Below are 9,478 nucleotides of genomic sequence, written 5' to 3' on the forward strand. Positions count from 1 at the left end.
AGAAAGATGAAAGCCATCGAAAGATATATAGAAGAAAGACAGGATCATTCGAATCCTGTCTGTGCCTATGTGTATGATCTTACCCGGCTCGAAAAGCATGCCGGGATGATCAAGGAGACGCTCCCGGATTTTTGTTCCTTCTTTTACGCGATGAAGGCGAATCCGGACCGACACCTTCTGAAGACGCTCGCACCGATCATCGACGGGTTTGATGTCGCATCAGGGGGAGAGATCGCCAAAGCGGCTGCCTATGGAAAACCGATGGTCTTCGGTGCCCCAGGTAAGAAGCAGAGCGAAATCGAGATTGCGTTGGAGGAAGGTGTCCGTTATATCAACGTCGAAAGCACCCATGATTGGGACCGCATTGCCCATTTAGCTGAGGAAAAAGGTATATCCATTCCCGTCCTGCTCCGTGTCAACTTAAGCAGCGACGTACCGGAAAGCCACCACATGATGTCCGGTGTTCCAAGTCAGTTCGGAATGTCGGAGGAAGATGTGGCGGCCTGCATCAAGCAGTCGGAGAAAGAAAGCAGAGTGTCAATTGCAGGCTTTCATTTCCATGCCATGTCCAACAATCTCGATGCAGAAGCACACGTGCGATTTGTCCAGCTCTGCGTAGAGAAAGCAGACGATTGGCGCCGGCGCTACGGGTTGAAAGCCTCGATCATCGATATCGGCGGAGGGATCGGTATCAACTATTGGAACCCGGAAGAACCGTTTGACTGGAAAGCATTCGCCGCCGGTATGCACCGGCTGGATCCGGAGGGATGGACGCTTATCCTGGAAATCGGACGTTACTTGACGGCAGCGAGTGGTTATTATGTGACGGAAGTGCTGGATGTGAAAGAAAACCACGGCCAATGGTTTGCCGTCGTGAGGGGCGGTACCCATCATTTACGGCTGCCGGCCGCCTGGAAGATGAGCCATCCTTTCCGCATTCATCCGGTCGAATCATGGCCGTATCCCTTCAAGCGTCCTGGTGTAGAGAAGGGAAATGTCACGATCGCCGGGGAACTCTGTACGCCGAACGATGTGCTCGTTCGCGGTGATTACGTGGACAACCTGCGGGCCGGCGATATCGTTATTTTCGAATACGCGGGAGCTTACGCATGGACGATTTCCCATCACGATTTTCTCAGTCATCCCCACCCGGAACACGTGTATGTTCGGGATGGGGAAGTGCTTGCTCAGGAAGATGCTGGAACGCTTCCTCGAGAAAAGTGAGAATATCCAGAGACACGGGATAGAGTCCGAGCTCCGCGGACGTCTCCTCGGATTTACGCGCCTGCCAGAATTTATCGATGAGAACAGGGTCATCTCCCAGCATGCCTGCAGACAAGGCGAGGCAGTCTTCGGCAATCAAGCGGCCGTCGATTGAATCGGGACCGATGCCCCGCTCGATACATATCCGGGTCCGCTCAACAAGGCGGATCCATTTTTTCGTTTCCGCTTCTTCCATTTTCGGAAGGTCCTGCTTCAAGAGCATCTGCTCCTCTTCATTGAAATGATGGTTCCAGCGGTTTTGATCCGTCCGCTGCTTGTTGTCCCGTACGAGCGGAAGCAGCGCGTCCCATCGGATCGTCCCTTCGAGGCGAAGCGAGTTCTTCAATGCTTCGTTCTGCCCCAAAGACTGCTCCAGATCGGCGATCGATGCCCGAAGCTTTGCCTCGTTAAGGGTGAGGATTTCGGCAATCGTCGTCTCCTTGAGAATCTTCTCGATATCGTCAAGCCCCATGGCAAGCGACTTCAGGAGCAGCACCTTCTCGAGCTCCCTGACCTCCTCTTCGGAATAGAGCCTTCTGCCGGAAGGGTCTTTGGCAGCAGGTGATACTAATCCAATCTGGTCATAATACCGGACCGCGCGCACCGTAATATCCAGATGTTTCGCTACTTCTCCTGTCGTATGTAAGCCCATTTTCCAAAACACCTCCAAAAAACTTGCAGGTGACGTAACGTCATCCTTTATGATGAGGATACCATAGTTTGGCAGCAGAGGAGAGATAGCTTTTGAATGGTATCGGCTGGTTGATTGTTTTCAGTGAAATTGGATTTTGGGTCGTCATTTTGCTCGGACTTGTGCTTCGCTACGTCGCAGGAAAGGAGAAGGCAGGGCTGTTCTTCCTCGCCCTTACACCGGTGATTGATCTCCTTCTTCTCATCGCGACAAGCGTCGATCTTTATCGTGGGGCGACGGCGACGACGATCCACGCTGTGGCAGCGGTTTATATCGGAGTATCCATCGCGTTCGGGAAGAGCATGATCCGCTGGGCGGACGAACGCTTTCAATATTATGTTACGAAATCCGGTCCGAAACCAAAGAAACGCAAAGGGATGGAGTATGCGCGTCACTACTTCAAAAGCTTTCTGCAGCACATCCTTGCTTATGCGATCGGGTCCGCTTTCCTGTGGCTGTTGATCTGGTTGATCGGTGATCCGGAGAGAACCGAAGCGCTCTTCGGCGTCTGGCGGATCTGGTCGCTTGTCCTCGGAGCGGATTTCCTGATTGCTTTAAGTCATTTCCTATGGCCGAAGAAGTAAGAGCGGAGCACGGCTTCCACTCTTTTTTTCGTTGATAATTTCAGGACCGAATAGTTTTATGGGAGCAACTCCTGCCAAATTAAAAAACTCTCTCTGGAGGATCATCAATGGATTGGAAGAGGAATGGAAGCAGGTGAGGGACGAATGGTTAACGAATGTATGGATAGATGGAAGTATGATCAGGAAGTTTCCAACCATTTTGCAGGCTGCATGAAGAAGAGAATAGCAGGAGGGAAAGAAGTGGATGGGGGCCGAAGTCAAAGGGATGGGATGTTTTTAGAGCCCTTAGGTGAACCCCTTTTGTAATCAAGTATGGGAGTGATTTTTCTAATGGAAATCCATTTCAAAGTGCAAAGAATTAAAGCAGAACAAACGTACCATCTTCGACACCAAATACTCAGACCACATCAATCGTTTCAGGCATGTCAATATGATACGGATCATGATTCCGGGGCATTTCATATAGGTGCGTTCCATAAAAGAAAATTGGTCAGTGTGGCTTCTTTTTATCCTGAATCTCATCCGGAATTGGCAGACTCTCATCCATATAGATTAAGGGCTATGGCTACTGTCGAAGAATATAGAGGGAAGGGAGCAGGAAGGGAGGTAGTGACCTTTGGAGAGAGCGAATTGAAACATCTTGCAGCAGATCTGCTTTGGTGTAAAGGCAGGACTTCTGTAAAGCAATATTATGAGAGGCTTGGTTTTCAACCTTTCGGAGAAGCTTTTGACTATCCTTCCCTAGGGCCGCATGTAATTATGTATAAAGAGCTTAGGTAGGGTTTCCTGTTATTAGATAAACCAAATATCATTGGAACCATAGTTGCTATGTTACAATGATATTTATTTAATACATAATTTTACAGGGGTGATCTTTCATGGATACAACGCAGCAGAATAGTACGGCCTGGGACCAGAAAGTAGAAGAGGGCTCCAAGTACACAAAGCCTGTAAGCAGGGAAGTGATAGAAAAAGCGAAGAAGGATGAATGGAGTATAAGCGTGACCACGGAAAAACAAGTACCCAGGCACTGGTTTCCTGAATCGTTGAAGGATGTGAAAATCCTTTGTCTGGCTTCCGGAGGGGGACAACAGGCACCCGTTCTCGCTGCGGCAGGAGCAGATGTTACGGTGACGGATATTTCTAAGAAGCAGCTGGAGCAGGATCGGAATGTCGCAGACAGAGACGGATTGTCTTTAAGGGTTGTACAAGGGGACATGACAGATCTGAGTGACTTTGAGGATGAATCGTTTGATCTGATCGTCAACCCGGTTTCAAATTTGTTTGTGAAAGATGTACACCTCGTTTGGAAAGAAGCATACAGGGTTTTGAGCCGTGGTGGTGTTCTGATCACTGGTTTCACCAATCCGCTGTTATGGATTTTTGATGATGAAAAGGAAAGAGAAGGGATACTGGATGTGAAGCACTCGGTACCGTCGTCGACGCTTGATTATATGCCGGAAAGCGATGTCGAAGCATACATAAAATCAAACCAGACCATTGAGTATGCTCATACGTTGGAAGATCAGATACAGGGCCAGATCGATGCTGGGTTTGTCCTTAATGGATTTTACGAAGACGATTTCGGCGGAACCAGAATATTGGATAAACATATCAAAACCTTCCTTGCTACAAGAGCTGTGAAAGCGTAGAATTATTCTTCCTTTAATAACGTCTCTCACAAGATAGGGGGAAATGAGGTTAGGAGTGGAAGTATTAGACACGCGATCATTCATGCGATTAACGCGGTTATTTTTGTTCTTTTGTTAGGTACGGGAGCCATGTTGTTCTTTGGTACTCATTTTGTCCCCCAGCCGGACCCCTACACAGCGGAGAATGTGGCCATCGTTTTCATTTATATCCTTTGGGCGGTGAGTTATTGGCTGCAGTTCAAGGTGCAGACGTATAAAAGTATTGTGTTTATAAATGTCGGTCTTATTGTTTTCCTTGGTTTTTATGTTGTTTTTATGTATTATCCCATAACTTTTTTGGAATTGTTTCTGGAGTAAGCAGGGAGAAAGTTTTTTATGTTCATGACTTACACTCCAATGATGTTGCTGGGAGCGTAAACGGTCATATACTTGATTATCATGCAGGAGGTCGGATATGGACATAAGAAAAGCACAGCAGGGCGATGCTCTGGGAGTGGCCGAGGTTCAAGTAGATACGTGGCATTCTACATACAGTCCTATCGTACCGGAAAGTTATTTGCAGAGGATGACTTATGCGGGGCGGGAAAAGAAATGGCGAAAAATCATTGCTGCGGAACAGGTATACATAGCCTCTGTGCCGGCAGAGGGCATCGTCGGTTTCATTCATGGAGGGCCGGAAAGAAGCGGCCTTTATGCTGGATTTAACCAGGAGGTTTATGCACTTTACATCAGGAAAGAGCACCAGGGGAAAGGGCATGGAACGCGGCTTCTGGATGCGTGGAGGACGGGGCTGCTGCATAGGGATGTGCCTGTCCTCGTACGGGTGCTTGAAGACAATCCTGCTTGTGCTTTTTACGAAAAGAAGGGTGCGGGTAGGATCGACAGTCAGACGGTGACCATCGATGGTGTCGATTTGGAGGAAGCTGTATATGGATGGGGCGATATCCGGCAAATCGACTTCTGAACAAAAAAGAGGAACCTGTCACAGGTTCCTCTCTTTTGTTATAGATGGTTCTGGGTAAGTTTGTTGATCTTAACTTTCAATTGGACGATAGAGATGACGTAAAGGGCGATTAGAAAGCCATACAAAACTTTGAGAGCTGTGTAGATCGGATGTCCGGTGACACCAGGCTGGAAGATGGTTGCAGCAAGAACGAGAGTAACCAGGAACAGCGGGATCAGCAGATTGACGAGGAGCCGGTACTTATGCGCTTCCGTCTCGTGATCGGTATAAATGTCCGGTGCGTCTTCGTTTACTGTGAGCGGTTTACGGAAATAGTGCCAGCCGTGGAAGCGCTCGACCTTCTCCCATCCAGCTTCTTCGAACAAAGCTAAATAGCTGTCGATATCCTCGTCCGTCCCGTTCCTGTAGTCCAGTTTATAGACGTATTCGCCCGGTTCTCCCTGTATGAATGTGTAAAGACCGAAGCGATACCGGGCCAGATGCCAGCCGTCCTTGGCCATCGATTGCAGCCATTCGGCTTCTTTATTGTCCTGCCATGTAAAAAATATCCGTATCGTTCGTTTATACATTCGTTTTCGCTCCTGTTCTTCCTTTTCTCAATTTCCGGCAGCGGTATGCGAAGCCGAGGAAAACCATTCCAGTGATCATGGTAGGGAACAAGGCAATTATTCCTATCCATTCGAATGCCTCACCGATCCAGGCAGGAAGCCCCGCCTCGCTGCTGAGGGCGCTCAGCAGGAAAGAAAGAACGGTCGTAACCAGCGACCATAGGGCCCATTTCCCGTCTTTCTCTTTCTCTGTTTCATACTTTTCCAGGAGGCTCGTCTTATCTGTATAGAGCGGTGTCGTTCCCGGCTCCGCCGTAAAAAGGTGAATATAATCTACCGACGAACATACGTGTCTCCAGCCTGCCTCTTCAAACAAATCGAAGTAGTCTTCATCCGGACTCTCCCGATAATCGATTTCGAACTGCTTCTCCTCCGGTTCTCCCTTTCGAAGCCGGAACCCAAGCAGCAGGAAGCGTTCCACATGCCAGCCTTTCTTCGCATAGCGCGCCAATTTCTCCATTTCTTTCCCTTCTGAAAAGGCGAGTCCATCCATCATGATATATTTACGCTTCATTGATAACATCCTCCTTCTTCTGCCATACCTCTTCGGCATGACGGATCATTCGCCTGCGCCGCTCGACATCGGATTTCAGCAGTTCTCGTCCGGCAGCTGTTGCGATATACGTCTTCTTTTTCCCGGAACCTTCCGCAAGCTCAATCAGCTCTGCTTTCAATAACTTCTTGATCGTCGTATAAAGGGAGGCAGGACCGATGGTGAATTCACCGTCCGTCCACTCTTCGATCGTCTGCATGATCAAGTACCCATGACGGGCTTCCAGCAGGGAAAGGAGGATATAGAAGGACGTATCCGTCAGCTCCCCGGCATCTAAGGCATCGTTTCTGGCCAATCTCTTCACCTCATTTATATCGTTTAATGATATATCGTTAAATGTAATATATCGTTTAATGATATAAAAGTCAATTTATTATTGGGAATTTTTTTCAGAATTCGCTTGAGGAGAGGAAAAAAGAAAAATCCGGTCATGGAACGCTCTTATAATAAAAGCGTTCGATGACCGGAAGTTGTATGTTTTCTGTCATTCTATATGCTCGAGCTGTTGATTGAGCTTTCGTGATTCATGACGGAAATAGAGATAAAACCCGAGCCAGATCACTCCATACAGGACAAGAAAGACGGCGATGAAGAAGAGCAGACTTGTCAAGGTGAACGGCATCCATCCTATCCAGGCGCTGAGCGGAAAGAACAGGCACGTCACAATCAGGAAGTGGACGGCCGTCTGTCTGAAAAGGCTCCATGTTTCGATTTCGAAAAGGAGCGGCGTGACGGAGAAGAACCAGCCGCAGAACATCGATCCGAGTGAATTTTTGATAAAGGGATCGGCTTGGAATACGGTGACGTCTCCGAAGAAAAAGATGGCATAGGTGGTGAGGACCGAGAGGAATGCTCCGAAGAAGATGCCGATGAAACTGCGAAATAGAAATGTTTTCATTTGTTTTCCCTCCTGTTCTTGTTCAATAGTTCTTTGATCTTACTGACGTAGTGTCTCGAGGCGTAGGTTTTCGCTCCGGACTTGAAATGGACGGCGAGCGTCCCGTGGAAGGAAGGCTCGAAGTGGCTGATTTCATACAAATTGGCAAGGACGGACTTCGACAACCGGATGAAGCGTCTTGATGGAAGCAATTGTTCCAGTTCATACAGTTTTTCCTTCATCGTAAACGTCCCTTTTTCGTTCTCTGCGACAACATGCTCCCCGGAAGTCTGGAAATAGTGGACATCCTCCGGTTTCAGGAGATGCTGTTTTCCTCCGCGCTTACCGGTAAGCAGGTCCGTTTTACCGGCTTTCAGGAAATCAAGCAGTTCTTTGATATCGTCATCAAGCTCGCTGCAGTGGATGGTCACCTTCGTCTCTTCGCAACCCGGGTCGACATCCAGTTGGATCTTCACATGCTCCACCTCCTTGGCTTTCTCTCTATGTTCTCAGTATAGGGAAACGAAAGAAAAGTGTCAGCACTCCTCCGGTAAGACGCACCTTATGGCGGATGAGCTGCAGCTATAAGGTGCCCTTCTGCTTCTCTTCCATAGATGTCTGTGATACCCTTTTTCTAGAAAATAAATGTTGTGGAGAGGTGTACCGTGGAATTAAAGAAAAGCAAGTATATAAAGACAGGGATGCTCCGTTTCGGCTTTCCGGCCGGAATTTTGTTTTTCATCGTCAATCAATTCATCATGCGCGGAGGCGTAGGCTTTACGGTCGCTGCCTTGTTGGATTTCCTTATTACCGTCGTCCTATTTACGCTGGTAGGCGGCTTTTTCGGTTACGGGATATGGAAGGGAAAGAGGGATCAGCAGGAGACGGAGTAGAAGAAAAGCATGGGTTCCATGCTTTTTTTGTTTCCAATACCCACTGTTTCTATTATTTTTGAAACGTTTATGAAAACTCTCCCGTAAATGCATAACAGAAAATGATGAAGAGGTGGGGCTATGGAACAGCGGTTGGAAGGATTGGCAGAACAGGTGAAGGAACAATTCGGTTTACGCGATTATACGCTCGCGCGGGAACACATTCATCGGAGGGTAGGTCCGAATCGGGAGACACAGTTTATCTACAGCATGGAATGGTTTCCGAGCGATTCGGATCAGGACGATGAAGATCTCAATCCGGAAGGGACGGCGAGCATCGAAGTCGATGTCCATACAGGGCAGCTGCAGCATGTGATTTTTGTAGGCGGGGTGACCCATGCGGAGTCGATTGTTCTGGATGATGAAGCAAAAGTCCGACGCTGGATCGAAACAGAGACCGGGGTAAACGTGGCCGAGCAGACGGAACAGGCAAGCGGGGAGATAAGAACGTATCAGTACCATAGTATGATCGACGGGATACGTACGACTCCGGCTGGGACGATCGAGATCCGTCTTGATGAAGCAGGGAGGCTCGTGTTCTTCACCATACACGGACGGTTCCCGCAAAAGGAAGAGGCGGACGTGGAGTCCTTCGCCCTCACGACGGAAAAGGTGAAAGAGATTGTCATGGAGCAGCTGCAGCTGTTGGAATTCCCGGTGATGGAAAAGGAATGTTTCGTCTCTGCGTTTGCACTCGAAGAAATCTATATGACCAATGACGGCAGGGAAACGCTTCCTTTTCAGCTCTTTTGGTCGGAGCAGAGGGTGGAACGGGACGAGATTTTGACTTACTCTTCTCCTCTTCGGGGGACGGTGGAAACGCAGGAAATCGATCTATCCGAAGAAGTGAGCCTGGAGCAGTTGAAAAAACAGGAGCCCCACCCGGACCTTGAGCCGCTGGAACCGGGTACGGTTGATCGGGTCGATAAGGCGATTGTGCGCTTCCTGCGGATGAATCATCCGGAAGACAGTGGGAAATGGCGCTGGAAGAACGTCTGTCGGGACCATGGTTATGTCGTCGCAGAGCTGGAGGAAGTGGAAAAGACGAGGGCCGTTTTCCAAAGGAAGCTGAAGCTGTTCTTAAGCAAGGATGGTGGAGAGGTTCTTACCCATATCGACACGGGCGCATTTCTGGAGATGTTCGATGCGTTCGAAGCGGCCGACACGGCGCAGTACACAAAAACAGAGGCGTATGAGCTCCTGAAAGATAAGCTGAAGCTCCGTCCGACGTATGTGCTGGACAGGACGACCGGCAGATACTGCCTTTGCGGACTGCTTGACTGTGATGATGCTGTATTGAGTCACTCGGGGGAAATCGTGCCGCTCGCGGATTTATAAAGCAACCTTCTTACAG

13 protein-coding genes are annotated in these 9,478 nt (G+C 48.8%); 7 read left to right on the forward strand and 6 right to left on the reverse strand.

What is annotated here, in order from left to right:
• Positions 1–6: 6 nt before the first annotated feature.
• A complete protein-coding gene (locus D479_RS13590) occupies positions 7–1,224 on the forward strand; it encodes a type III PLP-dependent enzyme (protein WP_008638019.1) in 1,218 nt (405 codons plus the stop codon).
• Here the strand turns inward: D479_RS13590 and D479_RS13595 are convergent.
• Positions 1,136–1,915, reverse strand: coding sequence for a MerR family transcriptional regulator (locus D479_RS13595; protein WP_008638020.1), 780 nt, complete (start codon positions 1,913–1,915; stop codon positions 1,136–1,138). The genes D479_RS13590 and D479_RS13595 overlap by 89 nt on opposite strands.
• Before the next feature lie 92 nt (positions 1,916–2,007).
• Between D479_RS13595 and D479_RS13600 the strand changes: the two genes are divergently transcribed.
• The 4 genes from D479_RS13600 (at position 2,008) to D479_RS13620 (ending at position 5,154) form a co-directional block, all read left to right on the forward strand.
• Positions 2,008–2,538: a hypothetical protein gene (locus tag D479_RS13600; protein ID WP_008638021.1), complete on the forward strand. Its 531-nt coding sequence runs from the start codon at positions 2,008–2,010 to the stop codon at positions 2,536–2,538.
• A 330-nt stretch (positions 2,539–2,868) separates the two neighbouring features.
• Positions 2,869–3,318 carry a GNAT family N-acetyltransferase gene (locus D479_RS13605; RefSeq protein ID WP_008638025.1) on the forward strand — a complete coding sequence of 150 codons (450 nt, stop codon included), beginning with the start codon at positions 2,869–2,871 and terminating at the stop codon, positions 3,316–3,318.
• Positions 3,319–3,416: 98 nt separating this feature from the next.
• Positions 3,417–4,190: a class I SAM-dependent methyltransferase gene (locus tag D479_RS13610; protein ID WP_008638027.1), complete on the forward strand. Its 774-nt coding sequence runs from the start codon at positions 3,417–3,419 to the stop codon at positions 4,188–4,190.
• 454 nt (positions 4,191–4,644) lie between these two features.
• On the forward strand, positions 4,645–5,154 hold the full coding sequence (locus D479_RS13620) for a GNAT family N-acetyltransferase (RefSeq protein WP_008638031.1): 510 nt from the start codon (positions 4,645–4,647) through the stop codon (positions 5,152–5,154).
• Between the two features lie 38 nt (positions 5,155–5,192).
• On the opposite strand, the gene D479_RS19970 is transcribed toward D479_RS13620, so the two are convergent.
• The 5 genes from D479_RS19970 to D479_RS13645 form a co-directional block, all read right to left on the reverse strand.
• Positions 5,193–5,723 (reverse strand): DUF2812 domain-containing protein, encoded by a 531-nt coding sequence (locus tag D479_RS19970; protein ID WP_008638032.1) that lies wholly within the window; start codon positions 5,721–5,723, stop codon positions 5,193–5,195.
• Positions 5,716–6,276, reverse strand: a complete 561-nt coding sequence (locus D479_RS13630; protein ID WP_008638042.1) for a DUF2812 domain-containing protein — start codon at positions 6,274–6,276, stop codon at positions 5,716–5,718. The genes D479_RS19970 and D479_RS13630 overlap by 8 nt, the downstream gene beginning before the upstream one ends.
• The gene (locus D479_RS13635) at positions 6,266–6,610 is read right to left on the reverse strand and encodes a PadR family transcriptional regulator (RefSeq protein WP_008638044.1); all 345 of its coding nucleotides are present in this window, start codon (positions 6,608–6,610) and stop codon (positions 6,266–6,268) included. Before D479_RS13635 ends, D479_RS13630 begins: the two co-directional genes overlap by 11 nt.
• A 189-nt stretch (positions 6,611–6,799) precedes the next feature.
• The gene (locus D479_RS13640) at positions 6,800–7,213 is read right to left on the reverse strand and encodes a DUF3021 domain-containing protein (protein WP_008638046.1); all 414 of its coding nucleotides are present in this window, start codon (positions 7,211–7,213) and stop codon (positions 6,800–6,802) included.
• Positions 7,210–7,668, reverse strand: coding sequence for a LytTR family DNA-binding domain-containing protein (locus D479_RS13645; protein ID WP_008638047.1), 459 nt, complete (start codon positions 7,666–7,668; stop codon positions 7,210–7,212). Before D479_RS13645 ends, D479_RS13640 begins: the two co-directional genes overlap by 4 nt.
• A 189-nt stretch (positions 7,669–7,857) precedes the next feature.
• On the opposite strand from D479_RS13645, the gene D479_RS13650 reads away from it, so the two are divergent.
• Both D479_RS13650 and D479_RS13655 read left to right on the forward strand, forming a co-directional pair.
• Positions 7,858–8,085: a hypothetical protein gene (locus tag D479_RS13650; RefSeq protein WP_008638048.1), complete on the forward strand. Its 228-nt coding sequence runs from the start codon at positions 7,858–7,860 to the stop codon at positions 8,083–8,085.
• Positions 8,086–8,205: 120 nt separating this feature from the next.
• Positions 8,206–9,462, forward strand: coding sequence for a hypothetical protein (locus D479_RS13655; protein ID WP_008638055.1), 1,257 nt, complete (start codon positions 8,206–8,208; stop codon positions 9,460–9,462).
• Positions 9,463–9,478: the final 16 nt, after the last annotated feature.

Source organism: Halobacillus sp. BAB-2008, from assembly GCF_000328325.1.
Classification (GTDB): Bacteria; Bacillota; Bacilli; order Bacillales; family Halobacillaceae; genus Halobacillus.

Excerpts from the sequence above, each read along its gene's own strand:
- D479_RS13630 (WP_008638042.1), bottom strand. The coding sequence starts at position 6,276 with ATGAAGCGTAAATATATCATGATGGATGGACTCGCCTTTTCAGAAGGG.
- D479_RS19970 (WP_008638032.1), bottom strand. The coding sequence starts at position 5,723 with ATGTATAAACGAACGATACGGATATTTTTTACATGGCAGGACAATAAA.
- D479_RS13595 (WP_008638020.1), bottom strand. The coding sequence starts at position 1,915 with ATGGGCTTACATACGACAGGAGAAGTAGCGAAACATCTGGATATTACG.
- D479_RS13620 (WP_008638031.1), top strand. The coding sequence starts at position 4,645 with ATGGACATAAGAAAAGCACAGCAGGGCGATGCTCTGGGAGTGGCCGAG.
- D479_RS13605 (WP_008638025.1), top strand. The coding sequence starts at position 2,869 with ATGGAAATCCATTTCAAAGTGCAAAGAATTAAAGCAGAACAAACGTAC.
- D479_RS13610 (WP_008638027.1), top strand. The coding sequence starts at position 3,417 with ATGGATACAACGCAGCAGAATAGTACGGCCTGGGACCAGAAAGTAGAA.
- D479_RS13590 (WP_008638019.1), top strand. The coding sequence starts at position 7 with ATGAAAGCCATCGAAAGATATATAGAAGAAAGACAGGATCATTCGAAT.
- D479_RS13655 (WP_008638055.1), top strand. The coding sequence starts at position 8,206 with ATGGAACAGCGGTTGGAAGGATTGGCAGAACAGGTGAAGGAACAATTC.
- D479_RS13640 (WP_008638046.1), bottom strand. The coding sequence starts at position 7,213 with ATGAAAACATTTCTATTTCGCAGTTTCATCGGCATCTTCTTCGGAGCA.